15 protein-coding genes are annotated in these 18,646 nt (G+C 66.5%); all 15 read right to left on the bottom strand.

The genetic code is table 11. From position 1 onward, the window contains the following. Positions 1-73: 73 nt before the first annotated feature. Entirely contained in the window at positions 74-1,411 is a 1,338-nt protein-coding gene (locus A3Q7_RS0116335; RefSeq protein ID WP_018412983.1) for a putative O-glycosylation ligase, exosortase A system-associated, read from the bottom strand. A 15-nt stretch (positions 1,412-1,426) separates the two neighbouring features. Then, complete coding sequence (locus A3Q7_RS0116330) at positions 1,427-2,788, bottom strand: phenylacetate--CoA ligase family protein (RefSeq protein WP_018412982.1); 1,362 nt, start codon at positions 2,786-2,788, stop codon at positions 1,427-1,429. Continuing rightward, positions 2,781-3,614, bottom strand: a complete 834-nt coding sequence (locus tag A3Q7_RS0116325; RefSeq protein ID WP_018412981.1) for a sulfotransferase domain-containing protein — start codon at positions 3,612-3,614, stop codon at positions 2,781-2,783. Before A3Q7_RS0116325 ends, A3Q7_RS0116330 begins: the two co-directional genes overlap by 8 nt. Continuing rightward, positions 3,607-4,854, bottom strand: coding sequence for a glycosyltransferase (locus A3Q7_RS0116320; protein ID WP_018412980.1), 1,248 nt, complete (start codon positions 4,852-4,854; stop codon positions 3,607-3,609). The genes A3Q7_RS0116325 and A3Q7_RS0116320 overlap by 8 nt, the downstream gene beginning before the upstream one ends. After that, a complete protein-coding gene (locus tag A3Q7_RS0116315; RefSeq protein ID WP_018412979.1) occupies positions 4,851-6,065 on the bottom strand; it encodes a TIGR04063 family PEP-CTERM/XrtA system glycosyltransferase in 1,215 nt (404 codons plus the stop codon). The genes A3Q7_RS0116320 and A3Q7_RS0116315 overlap by 4 nt, the downstream gene beginning before the upstream one ends. A 15-nt stretch (positions 6,066-6,080) precedes the next feature. Beyond that, complete coding sequence (locus A3Q7_RS0116310; RefSeq protein ID WP_018412978.1) at positions 6,081-7,994, bottom strand: XrtA/PEP-CTERM system amidotransferase; 1,914 nt, start codon at positions 7,992-7,994, stop codon at positions 6,081-6,083. Positions 7,995-8,030: 36 nt separating this feature from the next. Beyond that, positions 8,031-9,155: a TIGR03088 family PEP-CTERM/XrtA system glycosyltransferase gene (locus A3Q7_RS0116305; protein ID WP_018412977.1), complete on the bottom strand. Its 1,125-nt coding sequence runs from the start codon at positions 9,153-9,155 to the stop codon at positions 8,031-8,033. Next, entirely contained in the window at positions 9,152-10,666 is a 1,515-nt protein-coding gene (gene xrtA, locus A3Q7_RS0116300) for an exosortase A (RefSeq protein WP_018412976.1), read from the bottom strand. Before xrtA ends, A3Q7_RS0116305 begins: the two co-directional genes overlap by 4 nt. Then, positions 10,653-11,909: a TIGR03087 family PEP-CTERM/XrtA system glycosyltransferase gene (locus A3Q7_RS0116295; RefSeq protein WP_026224938.1), complete on the bottom strand. Its 1,257-nt coding sequence runs from the start codon at positions 11,907-11,909 to the stop codon at positions 10,653-10,655. The genes xrtA and A3Q7_RS0116295 overlap by 14 nt, the downstream gene beginning before the upstream one ends. 5 nt (positions 11,910-11,914) lie before the next feature. Next, on the bottom strand, positions 11,915-12,970 hold the full coding sequence (locus A3Q7_RS0116290) for a FemAB family XrtA/PEP-CTERM system-associated protein (RefSeq protein ID WP_018412974.1): 1,056 nt from the start codon (positions 12,968-12,970) through the stop codon (positions 11,915-11,917). Then, positions 12,960-13,814: an XrtA system polysaccharide deacetylase gene (locus A3Q7_RS0116285; protein WP_026224937.1), complete on the bottom strand. Its 855-nt coding sequence runs from the start codon at positions 13,812-13,814 to the stop codon at positions 12,960-12,962. The genes A3Q7_RS0116290 and A3Q7_RS0116285 overlap by 11 nt, the downstream gene beginning before the upstream one ends. Before the next feature lies 1 nt (position 13,815). Further along, complete coding sequence (gene wecB / locus A3Q7_RS0116280) at positions 13,816-14,955, bottom strand: non-hydrolyzing UDP-N-acetylglucosamine 2-epimerase (RefSeq protein ID WP_018412972.1); 1,140 nt, start codon at positions 14,953-14,955, stop codon at positions 13,816-13,818. After that, positions 14,952-16,070 (bottom strand): XrtA/PEP-CTERM system-associated ATPase, encoded by a 1,119-nt coding sequence (locus A3Q7_RS0116275; RefSeq protein WP_018412971.1) that lies wholly within the window; start codon positions 16,068-16,070, stop codon positions 14,952-14,954. The genes wecB and A3Q7_RS0116275 overlap by 4 nt, the downstream gene beginning before the upstream one ends. A 61-nt stretch (positions 16,071-16,131) precedes the next feature. Further along, positions 16,132-17,655, bottom strand: coding sequence for a TIGR03016 family PEP-CTERM system-associated outer membrane protein (locus tag A3Q7_RS0116270; protein ID WP_018412970.1), 1,524 nt, complete (start codon positions 17,653-17,655; stop codon positions 16,132-16,134). Further along, a complete protein-coding gene (locus tag A3Q7_RS0116265; protein WP_018412969.1) occupies positions 17,655-18,638 on the bottom strand; it encodes an XrtA-associated tyrosine autokinase in 984 nt (327 codons plus the stop codon). Before A3Q7_RS0116265 ends, A3Q7_RS0116270 begins: the two co-directional genes overlap by 1 nt. Between the last annotated feature and the right edge of the window lie 8 nt (positions 18,639-18,646).

Genomic DNA, 18,646 nt, shown 5'->3' with positions numbered 1-18,646 from the left:
CCATCGCGGCACGGTCGGGAATTCGGAATCCCGGCAGCCTAGCCGGTTTCCGCGACGCGCAGAAGTACATTGGTCACGGCGACTTCCCGGTCAGCAGCCTGCGGAAGTTCGGCAGTCGCCCGCCGGCGAACAGACCGGCCGGCTGTACCTGCTGCCATTCCGTGTCCGGCATGCCGCCCTGGAGGCGTCGCTGGACCAGCGCACGGGTGGCGACCACGATCACGATGAGCGTGTAGTAATAGTCGAAATAGGCCAGCCCCAGGAACTGACCGGCGGTGGCGTAAGCCACCATGCTCACCTGCACCATGCGCATCATGTCGGCCACCCAGGCGATGTCCGGCATCCGGCGCGCCCGCCGCGCGGTCCAGCCCGCGCTGAACCAGGTGAACACGCCGAGCGCGGTGAAGATGGCGAGACCGATGTAGCCATGCTCGCCCAGCACCTCGAACACCACGCTGTGCACCTCGCGCGCATCGTCAGGATTGGGCGCGTACATCGCGAAGGTGGGCGGCCACCAGCAGTCGAAGCCGCCGCCGAGCAACCGGTCGTTGGCGAGATGGAAACTGGTCCACCACGCGTTCACGCGCCCTTGCGCCGATTTGTCCTCGTCGTGCGTCTTGATCGTGCCCATGCGCTCGTACCAGGACTCGGGCATGAAGTTGGCGATCGCCGTCGCGGTCACCGCCAGCACCACCAGCGTGAAGAACTTGTTGCGGCTGTTGATCCAGACGAAGGCGCCCATCGCGGCCATGCCCAGCAACGCGCCGCGGGACTGGGTGCCGATCGCGGCAAAGGCGGTCAGCACCACCCACACGGTCATGAAGGTTTTCAGTCCGGGGTTGGCGACGCGCGAACGCATGAAATAGAGCAAGGGCACCGTCATGGCCATGGCCAGGCCCAGCTCGTTGTTGCCGCCGATGAAGGTGCCGGGCGGCCCCTGCACGCGATAGACGCCGCCATGCAGCACGGTGAAGATGCCGCCCTTGAAACCATAGAAGCCGATCGACGCCGCAGATATCCAGACCAGGGCCTCGATGCGGTCGAAGCTGCGCATCAGGATGAGGGCCACCAGGATCATGAGCTGGATCTTGAGCACCTTCTCGAGCTGTATCTGCGCGAACTGCGGATACATCGCGAACACCGTGGTGAGGCACATCCACAGGATGAAGGCGATCAGCAGCCGCGTCTCGCGCGACCAGATCATCTTCTTCGGCTCCTTCGACGCCAGCAGGCCGACCAGCGTGGTGAGCGCGACAATCATCGCGAACGGGAAATTCAGCGAGAAACCATAGGCCAGACGGTGCGGGTTCATCAGGCTGAGCCAGGTGAACATGATGATGCCCAGCCAGGGCGAGCGGAAAATGAGCGGCAGCGCCCCGAAAACGATCGCGGAAATGAGCAGGTCACGCATCGGCGCTATACCTTGTCATGCCGCGACCTTGCTCACCACATAGCGGAACTTGCCCGATCCTTCGGCGGCGATCTGCGGCACATGCTCGACCAGCACCTCGACCTCGGCGCCGAGCCGGGCGCGCATGCCGTCGCGGATGCGCTGGTCGCCGTCGGCCGGATAGCCGGCTTCGGCCACCACCTTCACGCGCGTCAGATCCAGACTTTCCTGTTCGATGCGGAAGGCGGCCACGCCCGGCATGTCGCGCACGATGTAGATCAGCGCCAGCCCGTGCATCACCGTGCCGTCGCGCGCGACGATGAAATCGGTGGTGCGGCCCTGCACCTCCTTCAGCACCGGCAGCGTGCGGCCACAGCCGCAGGGCGCGTCATCCGGCGCCGCCAGGGTACCGACATCGCCGGTACGGTAACGGATGAAGGGGAAATCGCGCGTCGCCAGATGGGTCACCACGATTTCGCCCGATTCACCCGCGGGCAGCACACGCCCTTCGCGATCGACGATTTCGATGATCACGTCCTCTGCCGTGATGTGCAGGGAACCATGCGGACACTGATGGGCGATGAAACCGGCGTCGCGGCCGCCGTAGCCGTTGGCCACCGGCGCGCCGAAGGTCTGTTCGATCAGGCTGCGCTGGTGGTCGTACAGCCGCTCCGACGTGACGAACACCACCTTGATGCCAAGGTCGTCGATGCGCTGCCCCTGCCGCTGCGCATGCCGCGCGATATGCGCGAAGGCCGACGGATAGCCGAACAGCATGCGCGGCCGCATGGCGCGGATCTCGTCGATGAAACCCTGCACGCGCGCATCCGACATTTCGAAGGCAGGCAGCAGACGGGTGCGCATCAGACGATCGCGCAGCAGGCGCACGCGGTCCTGCGCACCCAGTTCGATCGGACTGCCCCACAGCACGATTTCCGGGTCGCCGATGTCCACGCCCCACCAGCGCGTCGCGCGCCACTTGGCCGCCACGTCCCGGCTGACGCGTTCGCTGCCGATGAAGAAGATGAGCGGCGTGCCGCTCGATCCGCCGGTATTGAAGCGGGCCAGGCCCCGCGCGTCGTCGGCCTTCAGCGCCTCGGTATGCGCGCGTATCGCCGGCTTGTCGAGGAAGGGCAGTCGTTGCAGATCGGCCGGCGACGCGACACCCGCCGGATCGAAAGCGAGCCGCCCGAACAGTTCGCGGTAGTAGGGCACGTGCAATCCGGCATGCGCCAGCAATGCGCGCAGCCGCTGCAGGCGCAGCGCCTCCAGCCGCGCGGCCGGCCACCACTGGCTGTCTTCCATCGCGCGCCGGTCGGCCACCGTGCTGTGGCGCTTCAGCCTCTCCTGAAGCGGAAACACCAGCGAAGCGATGAAGCGGGTGCGCAGGTCAGCCACCGGTGGCCTCCCGCTGCGCCTGGAAACGCTGCATCAGGCCGTCGCACAGGGTCACCAGCTCGCCGGATATCGGCGGCGGCGCCTTCTTGCTGATCGACGTCGCGAACACCTTGCGCGTGATGAAGGGCGTATACGGCAGATCGACGAAGCGGAAGGCCTGTTCGCATTCGAGCGCAGGCTGGGTGACCAGCGCCTCGTAGGACAGCAGCTTCACATCCCGCCTCCGGTCCAGGCCGAGCTGGAAGAACAGCAGATTGCGGAAATACCAGATGAGCGCTGCGGCATCGGCCTCGCTCATGTCCGGATGCCAGACGCTGCGCACCAGTCGGGTGGTGTCGTCGGACATGCCGCGGGCAAACCATTCGTCACCGGCCTTGTCGGTGGCGATGCGCTCGATCTGCTGCTTGAAGCGGCCGAAGGACACCAGCGCGGAATTCACCGCGTCGCGATACTCGCGCACGATCCACAGCGCCTTCGACGGCTGGAACTCGTCCATCAGCGCCGGCAACTGGTCCAGCTCGCACAGGCATTTGATGACGAAATGCGGCGCGCGCGACTGTTCGGCCAGGCGTCGGATGACCGGCAGCTCGCGCATCATGTAGTTGTCGAAGGCACGCGGATCGCGCTCGTGATAGACGTCGGTCAGCATGCTGCGCTCGATCAGATCCATCAGCATATTGGTGCCCGAGCGCTGCATGCCGGCCACGAACACATGGCGGCGCGCACCGCTGGCGCGCGGCAGACGTTGTATGCACCATTTTCCGGCGAGCAGGCTGCGATAACCCAGTTGCTCGCGCAGATGGCGCCATGTCGATACTTCAGCCAACTTGGCTCACTCCTCCAGTGACCGTCTGCCCGGCGCGCACCGCGTGCAGACCGCGAAAGGCGTCGACCAGCGCGGCGATGCGCCCGTCCCATGCATTGTCCCGCGCATGCGCCAGTATCGCGTCACGATCCCAGTTCCGGCCCAGCGCCTCGCGCAGTGCGCCCTGCAGCGCCGCCGCGTCACCGAAAGGCACGACGGCTCCCAGTTCATCGCGGCACACCACCTCGCGGTTGCCACCCACATCGGTGGTGACCACGGGCAGGCCGCAGGCCATGGCCTCCAGGAATACATTGGCCCAGCCTTCGTTGCGCGTGGCCAGCACGAACACATCGGCCGCGGACAGCGGATGCTTGAGCGCCTCGGGTGGCAGCGTGCCGAGGAAGCGCACGCAGTCGTCCAGGCCCAGATCGCGCACCTGCTGCTTCAGTTGCGGCCCGCGGTCGCCTTCCGCACTGGCGCCGCCGACGATCAGGAACAGCAGTCCGGGCAGCTCGCTGCGCAGCGCAGGGAGCAGTTCGATCACGCGGTGAAAGCCCTTGCGCTCGGTCAGGCCGCCCACGCTGATCAGTACCGTGGCGGTATCCGGTATGCCGAGCGAACGCCGCGCCTGGTCGCGGTCCACCGGGTGGAACTTGCCGGTATCGACGCCGTTGCCCACCACCTGCAGCTTGCTGCGCGCGATGCCCAGGCCGGCGGCGATATCCGCCAGCGAAGCCGATACCGAGAACACGCGGTCGGCACGCGCGAGCGCCGCCTGCAGCCTGTCGCGCAGGCCGGGCGTGCGCGCGTGGCGCGCTTCGGTACCCCGCAGCGTGACGGTGAATGGAATGCGCAGCCAGCGCGCGAGCAGCGAGGCGGCATAGCCGTCGGGATAGCCGAAATGCGCATCCAGCACGTCGAGCCGGCCTTCCCGCCGCAACCGGCGCAGACAGGCCAGCGCACCCAGCGCCAGCAGCACGCCGTCGAAGCGCTTGAACATGCCGGGCACCGACAGGAAGCGCGGATGCAGTACGGTCACACCCTGCTGAGTCTCGACGCGCGGCACATCCGGGCGGAAGTGCGGCCGGATCAGCCTGAGCACGGACTGGAAGGGAAACCAGGGTACCGGCGCAACGACGGTGAGCGGCAGTTCGGCACCGACCCGGAACATGCGCTCGCGGATGAACAGCCCGGCCTGCGGCTGGGCGGCATTCGGGAACAGCGTCGAGAAGACGACGATGTGCGGCCCGTCACGCGTCATGCCGCGGCGCGGCCGGTCAGACGGCCATAGACATCGCGATAGCGCGCCACCGACACCGCCCAGTTGCGCTCGGTCTCGACATGGCGCCGGCCGGCGGCGCGCAGTTGCGGCCAGACCTGCTGCATGGACAGCAGGCGCAGCACGCTGCGCGCCAGATCGTCGGCATCGCCGGCACGGAACAGCATGCCGGTTTCACCATCGCGTATCAGTTCCTTGTGGCCGCCGACGTCGGAGGCCACCAGCAGCAGGCCCTGCGCCATGGCTTCCAGCGGCTTCAATGGCGTGACCAGATCGGTCAGGCGCATCGAGTGGCGCGGATAGACCAGCACGTCGACCAGGCTGTAGTAGCGCTGCACCTGGGCATGCGGCACGCGGCCGGTGAATTTCACGTGATCCTGCAGCCCCAGTTCGGCAGCGAGCTTTTTCAGGTTGTCGTCCTGCGGTCCGCCGCCGGTCAGCAGCACCGCCACATCCGGCGCCTCGCGCAGGATGGCGGGCAGCGCGCGCAGCAGAAGGTCCAGCCCCTCGTAGGCGTAGAAGGAGCCGAGAAAACCGAGCACACGCTTGCCTGACAGTCCGAGCTCGGTGCGCAGCGCGTCGTCGCCCGGCACACCATAGGCGAAGTTGTCGATATCGACCGCGTTCGGAATGACAGTGATCTTGCTCTCCGGCACGCCGCGCGCGACCAGATCGCGACGCAGCCCTTCGCATATGGTGGTCACCGCATCGACCTGCTGCACCGCGCGCGTTTCCATCGCGCGCGTGGCGCGGTAGCGCAGGCTGCCTTCGCTGGTGGTGCCGTGGTCCACCGCCGCATCCTCCCAGAAGGCGCGGATTTCATACACCACCGGTATGCCCAGACGGCGTCCCACATTCAGCGCCGGGAAGGCATTCAGCACCGGCGAATGGGCGTGCAGCACGTCGGGCCGGACCTGGGTTGCCACCTCGAGCAGACGCCTTTCCAGCGCCTGCATCTGCGCACGTTCGCGCAGCACCGGCACGCGATCCACCGCGCCGGGGCTCCATGGTGTGCGGTGGAAGGTCAGGCCATCCACCTCCTCGACCAGCGGCCCCGGCGCAGTGTGCTTGACGCTGGTGACATGATGCGTCTCCCAGCCCAGCCGGCGCTGCTCGCGCAGGATGGCGGCGGTGCGGAAGGTGTAGCCGCTGTGCAGCGGAATCGAGTGGTCCAGTACGTGCAGGATGCGCATCGGTGACAGGAATCCTCAGGCGGCGTCGCGGAAGGCCGCGCCTTCCGCGTTGCGCAGGAAGGCGTCGAACATGAGCAGGGTCCACAGCGAGGCGCTGTAGTCGCGCAGGCCGGACTGGTGGGCATCGACCAGGTGCTCGAGATAAGGCCGGTTGAACCAGCCGGTATCGCCCAGCCGGCTGCCGAGCACCGCCTCGCGCACGCGCTGCTTGAGCGGACCGCGGAACCAGCGTGACAGGGGCACCGAAAAACCCATCTTGGGTCGGTACATGATGTCGTGCGGCAGGTGCGGTTCGAGCGACTTCTTGAACAGATACTTGCCTTCCTGGCCGCGCACCTTGAACGATGCCGGCAGCGTGGCCAGCCATTCGACCAGCGGATGGTCCATCAGCGGTTCGCGCACTTCGAGCGAATGCGCCATGCTGGCGCGATCCACCTTGGTATTGATGTCGCCGACCAGATAGGTGTTCAGATCGAGATACTGCACCAGCGACAGCGGTTCGTCAGAGGTGTGGCGCGCCGCGTGGCGGTGGAACACCTCGACCGCGTTGTAGCCGCCGAGCGCCGACTTCATGCGCGGGCTGAACAGGCGCTGGCGCATCGGATCGCGCAGGATGGACACCGAGTGGAAGTAGGCCTCGACCGAGGTGCGCGCCAGCGATTCGAAGGTGCTCTTGGCGCGGAATACGCGCGGCGCCCAGTCCGCCTTGGGATAGAGCTGCCCCAGGGTGCGGAACAGCGGGCGGCGCAGGCCGAGCGGCAGGCGCGCACGCAGCTTCTCTTCCATCAGGTGCAGGCGGTAGCGGCGATAGCCGCCGAAGTTCTCGTCGCCGCCGTCGCCGGACAACGCCACCGTCACGTGCTTGCGTGCAAGCTGGCACACGCGGTAGGTGGGCAGCGCGGAACTGTCGGCATAGGGCTCGTCGTACAGCCAGGCCAGCGTGTCGATCAGGTCGAAATCGTCGGATGCCACCATTTCGACGCGGTGATGGGTGCGGTAGCGGTCGGCCACCTGCTGCGCGAATTTCGATTCGTCGAAAGCCGGATCGTCGAACGCGATGGCGCAGGTATTGACCGGGCTGTCCGAGCCCTGCGCCATCATGGCCACCACCGCCGAAGAGTCCACGCCGCCGGACAGGAAGGCCCCCAGCGGGACCTCGGAAATCATGCGCAGGCTCACCGATTCGCGCAGCCGGCGGATCAGTTCTTCCTGCGCCTCGACCTCGTCGATCGCGTCCACGCGACCGAAATCCACATCCCAGTAGCGGCGCGGTGCCGGCGGCGTTTCGCCGCGGCGGATGCGCAGCGTGTGCGCCGGCTCCAGCTTGAAGGCGCCGCGATAGATGGTGCGCGGATCGGCGACATAGCCGAGCGCGAAATACTCCTCGACGGCGAGCGGATCCATGTCGGTCGCCAGGCCGCCGTGCGCCATCAGCGCCTTCAGCTCCGATCCGAAGATGAGCTGGCCGTCAGGCAGCAGCGAATAGAACAGCGGCTTCACGCCCAGCCGGTCGCGCCCGAGGAAGAGTACGTCCTGGTTGCGGTCGTACAGCGCGAACGCGAACATGCCGCGGAAGCGTTCGACACAGGCTTCGCCCCACTGCTCCCAGGCGTGCACGATGACTTCGGTGTCGCTGCGCGTGCGGAAGGTGTGGCCGAGTGCGGTCAGTTCGGGGATGAGCGACTGGAAGTTGTAGATCTCGCCGTTGAACACGACGATGACCGACCCGTCCTCGTTGCCCAGCGGCTGCTGGCCGCTGGCCACGTCGATGATGGACAGCCGGCGGTGACCCAGCCCCACGCCCGGTTCGAGATGCAGATCGCCTTCGTCGGGGCCGCGGTGATGCTGCGCCTCGTTCATGCGATGCAGGGTGTCGCGCCCGATGTCGCGCCGGCCACGCGTGTCGAAAATGCCTACGAAACCGCACATGCGGAAGGTGTCCTCTGGTGGAGTCGCCGTCAGGCGCTAGCGCGCACTGGACAGCTCGAAGTAGGCGTCGCGGTAGGCGGCCACCATGGCTTCAATGCTAAAGGAGGCCTCGATTTTCTGCCGTGAAGCACTTCCGTGCGCATCCCGCAGTGCGGCATGCGCTGCGTAATCCGCCACATGGTCAGCCAGTGCCTGCACATCGCCCGGCGAGAACAGGCGGCCATTGACGCCCTCCTCGACCAGTTCCGGCGTGCCGCCGACTGCGGTCGCCACGATGGGCAGGCCGCAGGCCATGGCTTCCAGTATGGTATTCGACACCCCCTCGCCCAGCGAGGGCAGCACGAACAGATCGAAGGCGCGCATCAGTTCTGGAATGTCGCGACGCTCGCCGGGCAGCCATGCCCGGTCGGCCACGCCCGCCTGGTCGAGCAGCGCCTGACAGACGGCACGCTCGCCACCGTCGCCGACGATGACCAGACGCAATCGCTCGCCGCCCGGTCGCGCCGCCGCCTCGATGAAGGCGCGCACCAGCGTCGGGTAATCCTTCACGCCCACCATGCGCCCGACGCTGCCGATCACGACCGCTTCCGCCGGCCAGGCGGCCGGCAGCACGTCGCGCGCCTCGCCGTCGCGCGGCCGGAAGCGCTGCTTGTCCACTCCGTTGTAGATCTGTATCACCCGTGCCGGATCGGCACCGATGACCTCCACCAGCCAGCGCTGCAGATCACGACTGACCGTCAGATAGCGGCTCACGAAAGGGCGCACGAGGCGGCGCAGCCGGTTGTAGCGGGCATTGCTGCCATCGAGATCGAACACGTCGCGCCCGTGTTCCCCGTGTATTCGTGCCGGCACGCCGGCCAGCCAGCCGATGAGCACCGCCTCGAGCGCCGACAGGTTGCGCGTGTGCAGGACGTCCGGCCGCAGGCGGCGCAGCAGGCGCCACAATCTGAAGTAATGCGCCGGATCCTTGCCCGGCTTCTTGCCGATGTCGTGGAACACCGCACCGCCATCGCGGATGCGTTCGACGAAACCGGCATGTCCTTGCAGGCACACCACGTGGTGTTCGAAATCACCCTGCGGAAAATGGTTGAACAGGATGACCATTCCGTTCTCCATGCCGCCGGTACCGAAGTGGTGCACCACGTGCACGACGCGCTTCATGGCGCGAGCGCCCCGGTCAACGCAGGCGCCAGCGCCGCGGAAAAATCCTCCAGACGCGCGCGGGCGGCCTTGCCCTCGGCGTCCTGCGGCGTCCACATGACCACCGCATGGCCGTCGTCGCCGCGCCCGAGCAGGATGTCGCGCGCGAACAGCAGCTTGGCGCGCACGCTGCTCGTGGTGGGCCGGTCACCAACCACGAACCAGTCGTGGATGAGCAGGCGCAAGGCGGGCGAGCGCAACTGGGTTTCGCGCACCGGATGCAGCGGGGTATCGGTAATCCTCTCGCCGACGTTCGACCACACCTCATGCTCCTGCCGGATCATGAAGTTGCGCGAGTTGATCAGTTCGGCATCCTGTCTCTGCTTGCCGTACCAGGCAAGCTCGAGCATCACAACCTCGTCATTGCGGCGGTACTGCACCACGTGCACGCGGTCCGGATTCTGGAAGGTGGGGCGCCAGTCGGTCAGCTCGGCACCGTCGTCACGCACCCAGCCACCGTCGAGCACGGCCGGCAGGCGGAAGGCCGGCGCCGGCGGCAGCGGCCGGCCATCGAACAGGGCGTTCAATGCCAGCGGCGCCAGCAGCAGTACCGCGGCGATCGCGGCGGTCATCCACAGGCGCGCGCGCGCGGTGCTGCGCTGCACCGCGGGTGAGGCGGCGGGGACCTCCACGGCATCGCTTTCCTGCCAGAAGGACCCGATCCAGAACAGCAGCAGCATGACCGCGCCGAAGAAAACCCAGCCGTAGATGATGTGATCCACGCCGGTGGCGATCTTCATGTCCGAGTAGTGGGCGAGCAGCACGATCATCAGCGCGCGCAGCCAGTTCGCCAGTACCGGCGTGGCCACAGCGGCGACGATGAAGGCGGCCCGGCGCCATGGGCTGCGATAGCTCAGGTAGGCATACAGGGCCCCCACCGTGAACGAGGCGATCAGGTAGCGCAGGCCGCTGCAGGCCTCGACCACCGACCAGCTGCCGGACGGCAGTTCGAAGAAAGTGCCCTCGCGGTACACCGGAAAGCCCATGGCCTGCAGCGCGAACACGGTGAAATCAGCAGTGGTGTTCATCAGCGGCAGCATCAGGCCTTCGCCCATGGGTACGCCAAGAAAGAGGAAGGCAAGCGGATAGGCGATGTCCCAGGCGATGCGCCAGCCCAGCACGGCAATCACCAGCGCCGGAATGCTGGCGACGAAGGCCAGTTGTCGCACCACCTGCACGCCGGCCAGGTCGGCGACGAGCCAGCCGGCGAAAGCCAGCACCAGCGCCAGCAGGCCGAGTGCGCTCGGCCGGGGATCGAGTGCCGCCAGCGCGGCGCGGCGCCGCCACACCAACCACAGGAAGACCGGCGGCACGATGAGCCCGTGGGCGAAGGTTTCCGAGCGCCACCAGATTTCGGCCATGGACAGTGCCGTATCGCGGTAGAGCACGAACAGCAGCGCGCAGAGCAGCAGGAAGACCGGACCGGCGGAGCGCCAGCCGGCAGAGGTGCGGACGGCATCAGCCACGGGCATGGAGGATGTCTCTGTGTTCATCGGTCAAGGAAAGGAGTGGCGGCGACAGCGGCGCATCCAGCCAGGCATCGAGCCTGGCCAGAGCGCCATCCCAGCGATAGACATGCTCGATGCGCACGCGCGCCGATTCGCCCATCGCCTGCGCCCGGGCGCGATCGAACAGCGCAAGCACCGCATGGCTGAACGAGGCGGCATCGCCGGCGGCGAGGAAATCACGCCCCTCCTGCGCATCCAGGCTGGTCGACAGCCCCTGCCACACGACCACAGGCCGCGCCATGGCCATCGCCTCCAGCACCTTGTTCTGGATGCCGCGGGCGACGCGCAGCGGCGCCACTGCGCAATCGGCATGCGCCAGCCACGGCCGCACGTCATCGACGCGGCCGGTCACGGTGACCACACCGGTCGCTTCCAGCGCGCGCACAGCCGGCGCGGGATTCATGCCGACCACGTAGAAGCGCGCCGCGGGCTCGACCTCCCGGATGCGCGGCAGGACTTCGCCGGCGAACCAGCAGGCGGCGTCGACATTGGGCCAGTAATCCATGGCACCGGTCATGACGATTGCGCGCCCGCCCGCGGGATAGGGCGAGGCATCGGCGTGGCGCGGATGGAAGAACGCGGCATCCACCCCGTTGGGCAGCGCATCGACCCGGCCCCGCACGGCGGGCGACAGCGATTCGAAAAGAGCGACCTCGGCCGGCGTCACCAGCAGCGCGCGGTCCGCGGCAAGCACCGCACGGGTTTCCAGATCGAGCAAGGTGCGCGCCTCGCGCCGGTAGAGCCAGGACATCGGCCAGCGATGGCGCGGCGCGTAGTCGGACCACTTAGCCGAATCGACATCGACCAGATCCACCACGCGACGCACATCGGGGTGGCGGTCGAGATACGGTGCCATGGTCGAACAGAACACGACTGCGCGACGGATGCCGTGCTGCGCGATCGTGCGGTCCACCCAGTCCTGCATCGCCGACGAGCGGTAATAGACACCGCTCAGCGACTCACCGCTCAACAATGCACGCAGGGACGCCAGCTTGCGCAGGCGCGGCGAAATCGGCTGCGCATGCAGCGAGGCACACTGCGCGGCCAGCGCCGGCACCTGCGGAAGATCAGCGGCATCGTCGACGAAGCTGCCCACGTGCACCGCATGGCGCGCGGACAGATGGCGCAACAGGTTCCAGGAGCGGATCTTGTCGCCCTTGTTGGGCGGAAACGGCAGCCGGTGGGCAAGGAAGAGCAGCGGCTCCACACCTGTCATCCCAGGTTGCGGACGATGAAGGGCCCCAGCGTGTTCGCGAGCGCACGCGGCATGCGGCGCCAGGCCTCGATCATGAGCTTGTACTTGGGATTGGAGGGGTTGTTGCGCGGCAGGCTGTCGCGCGTGTAGAGGCAGTATTCGTAGTGCAGCGGCGTCGGTTCGAAGCCCCAGTTCTTCTTGAACGAGAACGAGCCGGTGCCCTGCTTGCTGCGCCCGTAATCGAACACGCGGATGCCGCGCTCGCAGGCATGGCGCATCAGTTCCCAGTACTTGAAATCGTTCGCCGCGAGATCGCGTGCCGCCACCGCGTCACCCGCGTAGTAGGGCAGGATTTCGTCGCGGAAATGGAAGCTCATGACCGAACTGAGCCAGGCGCCATCCGGCCCTTCCACCGTCATGACCGAACAGCGCTCGCCGAAGGTGCTGCGCAGCGCGTCGAAATAGCGGCGCGACAGCGCAGGCGTGCCATGGCGGTGCACATTGTCCGAATACAGTTCGAAGAAGCGGCTGTTGTCGGCATCGAAGGCGGCCTTCAGGCCATTGGCGATGCCCTTGCGCACCATGGCGCGCTGCTTGCGCGGGATGGCCTTCATGTTTTCGTCGACATCGGGCGACATCACCTTGCGGAAGGTGACGTACAGATCCTCGGTCGGCCAGTCGGCATGACGCGCGGCGACATTGCGGAACTCGAGATGGGCCACGCCCAGGGTCTGCGCGATGCGCTGTGCCTCGGCTTCCAGCGCCGACGTGGCCTGTTCGTCCTCGCTCGCCACGCCGGCGTACACGGCGAACGGCAGGGACACCAGGGAATGACCGAACAAGCGGCTCTTCACCTCGGCCAGCGGCAGCACACCGCAGATGCGGCCGGCGCGCTCGGCAATCAGGTAATGCGTGCGGTGGCGGAACACGTCGCGCATGAGGTCGCGCCACTCGTACAGGTGGAAGAAGGTGGCCGGCGGACAGTGTTCGACGAAGGCGTTCCACGCGACGCGATCGGCGTCGGTCGCTGCTCGAACGGTCAACGCCGCCATGAATTCCGCCTCAGGCCGCACGTGCGATCTCCGGAAACACCTCGTCCATGCGGCCCCAGCGGAAATCGCGCATCAAGCGTGCAAGGCGACCTTCGGTGCGATGCAGATTGATGTAATGGCGGAAACGCGACTTCGCATCGACACCGGACACGCGCGGTTGCGCGGCGTCGATCTCCCACGGATGGCAGTAGAACATCGCTGGCTTGCCATCGCGCTTGTTCACCTGGTTCAGCAGCCAGCGCGAGGCGGCATAGGGCAGCAGCCGGAAGTAGCCACCACCGCCGGCCGGCAGATTGCGACTGCCGACGCGCACGGTGGTGACCGGCACTTCCATCAGACCTTCGCGCGAAGCGAACGGAAAGCGCGGCGCATCCGGCATGCCGTAGTGATCGTGCTTGACCGGATAGATGCTGGAGCTGTAGCGGTATCCGGCCTGTGCGACGCAGTCGAGCGCCCACGGGTTGGTGTGACCGATGGAAAAGCTGGGCGCACGATAGCCGTGCACTTCCTGCCCGGTGATGTCCTCGAGCACCTTCTTGGCACGGCTGATGTCGTCCAGGAATTCGGCCGGAGACTGCTCGGTCGCGCGCAGATGGGCCGTGCCATGACTGGCGACTTCGTGCCCCGCCGCGGCGATGCGCCGCACCATGTCGGGATGCCGCTCGGCAATCCAGCCCAGCGTGAAGAAGGTGGCCCGGTTGCCGCTGTCGGCGAGCAAGGCCAGGATGCGGTCGACATTGCGCTCGACGCGGCATTCGATGCTGTCCCAGCGCGCGCGATCGATATAGGGCGCCAGCGCCGACACCTGGAAGTAGTCCTCGACGTCGACGGTGAATGCGTTGCGGATACCGGTATCTGTCGTCATGTCATGCACCCCGCTGCTGCAACCAGCCGTAGAGGTCGGCGGCGATGCGCCGCGCCGCGTTACCGTCCCAGTATTCCGGCACGCGCCCGCGCTTGCCGCCGGTCACCAGGATGTCGTCCAGGCTGCGCACGAACAGCGCGGCGTCGATGCCGATCACGGTGTTGGTACCCTGCTCCACCGTGATCGGCCGCTCGGTGTTCTCGCGCAAGGTCAGGCAGGGCACGGACAGTGCAGTCGTTTCCTCCTGCAGACCGCCGGAGTCGGTGACCATGACCGTGGCGTCGCTCATCAGCCCCAGCATTTCCAGATAGCCCAGCGGCGGCAGCAGAGCGATGCGCGGATTCTGCAGCAACGCCCCCAGGCCGAATTTCTCGAGATTGCCACGCGTGCGCGGATGGATCGCGAATACCAGCGGCAGCCGTTCGGCCGCCTGCGACAGCATGGATGCCAGACGTTTCAGTTGTTCGGGGTCATCGACATTGCTCGGCCGGTGCAGCGTCACCACGCCATACCGTCCGTCGGCGATCAGTGCCGGATCGATGCCGTGGTCGGCCAGCGTCTTCACCGGCGGCACCGCGAGCGGGCGGCTGGACAGCAGCGAATCGATCATCACATTGCCGGCGAAATGTACCCAGCCGGCGTCCACGCCCTCACGCACCAGATTGTCCAGCGCGCTGCGTTCGGTGGTGTACAGGCGGTCGGAAACACGGTCGACCAGGATGCGGTTGATCTCTTCCGGCATCGCGCGGTCGCCACTGCGCAGTCCGGCCTCCACATGCACCACCGGCACGTGCTTCTTCACCGCGACCAGCGCGCAGGCCAGCGTGGAATTGACATCGCCCACCACCAGTACACAGGACGGACGGATATCGTCGACCAGCGGCTCGAAGCGCTTCATGATTTCGGCGGTCTGTACCGCATGCGTGCCCGAACCCACTTCCAGATTGTGCTGTGGCGTCGGCAGCCTCAGCCCCCTGAACAGGCGTTCGTTCATCGCATGGTCGTAATGCTGCCCGGTATGCACCAGCACCCACGGAAGGGCGGGATGGTGCTCGTCGAAGGCACGCAGGATGGGCGCCATCTTCATGTAGTTCGGGCGCGCGCCGACGACGCACAGCACCGGAGACAGCGTGGTGATCATTCTCCGCTCCTGCCGGTGGTGTCGGTCGAGCGCTCCGCGATCTCGTACAGCAGCGCCATCGTCTGTTCCAGCGCTCGTTCCATGCGCACCAGCCTTTCCTCGAGATTGCCGGCTTGATGCGCGTTCACGTAGTCGCGCACGCGCTGCGCCGATTCCGCATCGAGCTTGAACTGCGACAGATCCATGTCGAACAGCGGCGGCGGCGCGAGCAGGCTGCCGCTGCCGAACGCGGCCAGCGGCGGCGATTCCGGCGGCAACCCGCCGTCCGGACGCTTGGCGATGGCGGCCGCGGCGGCGGCGTCACCTGCCTCGTCCTTCATTTCATCGACCACTTCCATCACGTCATGCGTGCTGAAACTGCTGGCACCAGTGAGGAAACCGGCCAGCAGCAGCCGATCGCACAGCGTATTGATGCGGCGCGGCACGCCCTCGGTGGCCTTGAAGATGGCTTCATGAGCGCCCGGCTGGAAGGAGGGCTGGCCGCGCCAGCCGACATGCTTGAGCCGGTGCTCGATATAGGCCTCGGTTTCCGCCGCGTCCATCGGTCCGAGGTGATAGGACGCGATCACCCGCTGGCGCAACTGCTCCATGTGCGGGCTCTGCATGGTTTCCCGGAACTCGGGCTGGCCGACCAGAAAGCTCTGCAGCAGCGCATGTTCGCCAAGCTGGAAGTTGGACAGCATGCGCAGTTCCTCGACCGCGCGCGGCGTCAGGTTCTGCGCCTCGTCCACGATGAGCAGCGCGCGCTTCCCGGCTGCGGTCAGCGACAGCAGGAACATTTCGATCGACAGCAGCAGGTCGGCCTTCTTGAGCTGCTTGTTCGGCAGGCCGAAGGCGGCGGCCACCAGCCGCAGCGTGTCCTCGGCATCGAGATGGGTGCTCACCAGCTGGGCGGCCACCACCTTCTTGGCATCGAGCTTCTGCAGCAGGCTGCGTACCAGCGTGGTCTTGCCGGCGCCGATCTCGCCGGTAATGACGATGAAACCCTCGCTCTGATGCAGGCCGTACTCGAGATAGGCCAGCGCGCGACGATGTCCCTTGCTTCCGAAGAAGAAGGACGGATCGGGATTGAGCTGGAAGGGTTTGCCGGAAAGACCGTAGAAGGATTCGTACATGGACGGGAGGACGGAGGTAGCGGCGAACGGCCGTCGTCGAACGGCCGCTCGTCCGGCCGTATCAGTTGAACCGGGTCGACAGGGTGGCGATCACGGCATTCTCGTCCACATCCCCGTCGGTGACTGTGGCACGCGTCATGCGCAGGCCGATGGAGCCATTGGTGTAGGCACCCAGCTTGCGCGTCCATGTGGCATTCAGCACATCGCGGTCCGCATTGATGCCGGTACCGGCCTGACCGTCGGACTTGGACGAGGTGAGCGACAGATTCACCGACGACAGTGCCGACACCTTGTGATTGTAGTTGGCGGTCCAGCCGCGCTGGGTGATCACCGGGGACAGCGAGAAGTCATCGTTCGCCGTGGTGCTGCGTCCGCCGACGCCGCTGTCGCTGGTGGTGCGGAACACGGTGAGCGACAGCAGGCCGCGCGAGGAGGAATAGGACGCCGACAGTTGCAGGCGCGACTGCAGGAACTGGCGGTCGGACAGGATGACGCCCTGGATGCTGTCGAATCGGCTCAGGCCGCGCAGGGTCAGGAAGGCCTGCATGGCCTGCTCACGCTGAGTCTGGTCGGTGATGGCCTGGAACTGCGGCAGGGTTTCCAGAAAGTCGAAGCGGTCCACCTCGCCCTGGGACAGCAGCGCCTCGGCGCGCGTGGTCAGGTTGCGGTTGTAGGTCGCGCTCAGCGTGGTGCGCGGCAGGCGATGGCTCAGATTGATGGTATTGGTGCGGCCATACGGGCGCTGGTCGACATCGGCCCGCATGGAGGTGCGCGGGTCCGGCCGCCAGCTCACACCTGCACCATAGGTGGCGCCACTGCGCTGGCTCGAGAAGTTGGTGTCCTCGTAACCATAGCGGCCGGTCAGCGTGACCGTGGCATCCGGTCGGTAGTTCAGCGAACCGACGATGCGCTTGCGGTCGGTCGACTGCGAATAGTCGGAATCGGTCTTGGTCGAACTGACGTCGACCTGCCAGCCGACTTTCGCCGGGGTGCTGGCCAGGGTGCCGGTGAAGGTTTCCGAGGTGAGCGTGCCGGCCTGAGTGCCGCCGCTCAGATCGCTGCGCACGATGTTGTAACTGGACTTCCAGGTCGCCACATCGCCCAAGCGGACGGTACCGCGCAGCGACGGCGTGATGGAATAGGTGCGCGACTGCGAAAGCTGGTTCGACGCGATCGTGTTGTCGGTCGGCACCGCGTTGAACACCGACTGGCTGCGCTGGGTCGATACCGCACGCGCATCGAGAAAGAAGAAGTCATCGACGACCTCGGCACGGCCGAGGATGCTGAAGCCGTTCGACAGGCGGTCGTCGTAGGTGTCGTCCGCATAGTACAGATAGCGCGGCAGGTAGCTCGCGTCCAGCGTCAGTCGCGGACTGGTGCGCGACAACCGCACATTGGGCGACAGTTCGATCAGCGTGTCCGACGAAGGTGCGGTCGCCGAGAAGTTGATGTTGTCGCTGACGATGGCGCGTGTGCTCATGCCCGTCGTCACGCGCCAGTTCTCGGCATGCGCCGGCAGCGTGACCACGCCCAGGGCAGTGCACGACAGCCCGCTCAACAGCACGTGGAGCCGGCGCAGGCGCATCAGGCGGCCTTTCCTTCTTCGGCCGATGGCGCATCGCTGCCATAGCCGTAGCCATAACCGTAGTAGCCGTAGTAGCCGTCGGTGCGGGCATAGCGCGCCTTGTTCAGTACCAGCATCTTGACCTGGCAACCCTGCACCTTGGCCAGCGCCTGCTTGACCATGGTGTGGGTGGTACGGCCGGCTTCGACCACCAGCACGAGCTGGCCCATGGACTGCGCGAGCACGGGTGCCTCGGTGGTGACCATGAGCGGCGGCGAATCGAAAATGATGATGCGGTCCGGGTAGCGGTGCGCGAGCTCCACCAGCAGCGACTTCATCGAACTGCTGGCGAGCAGTTCGGTCGCGTTCTTGTGCGGCATGCCGGCCGGCAGGATGGTGAGCTTCTCGACATTGGTGCGCAGCAGCACGTCCGGCAGCCCGACGTTGCGGTCCAGCAGGACATCCATCAGGCCCTTGGCAGGCGGCAGGCCGAGCAGATTCAGCACCGACGGCCGGGCCACGTCGGCGTCCACCAGCAGCACCCGGTTGTCCAGTTCCATCGCGATGCTCATCGCGAGATTGATGGAATTGAAGCTCTTTCCCTCGCCCGGGACCGAACTGGTCACCATGATCAGGTTGCCGTTATCCACCGGCGCCGCGCCCTTGCCATGCGCGTTCGCGAGTATCGGACGCTTGATCACGCGGAACTCCTCGGCAATCTGCGAGCGCGGGGCCGAGGGCACCACCATGCCCATGGAGTCAAGCCGGGCCAGATCGAGATCGACATAGCGCGACTGCTCGTTTGCCGCGCGCGAAACCTCCACAGCCGGTTCCGCAGGCACGGGACGCGCCGTCGGCCGGGCATCGGCGACCGGACCGGCCTGCGTCGGCGCTGCCGAAGCCGGAGCGGAGGCGGTCGCCTCGTCCGGCGTCGCTTCACCGATGTCCACACCGGCCCGCTTGAGCTGTCCCATCCGTTCGATGGCTTGTTCGATGATGCTCATTGTTCCGT

This window comes from Methyloversatilis thermotolerans, assembly GCF_000372885.1.
In the GTDB taxonomy this organism is placed as follows: domain Bacteria; phylum Pseudomonadota; class Gammaproteobacteria; order Burkholderiales; family Rhodocyclaceae; genus Methyloversatilis; species Methyloversatilis thermotolerans.
This window is presented reverse-complemented; position numbering and strand designations above follow the sequence as displayed.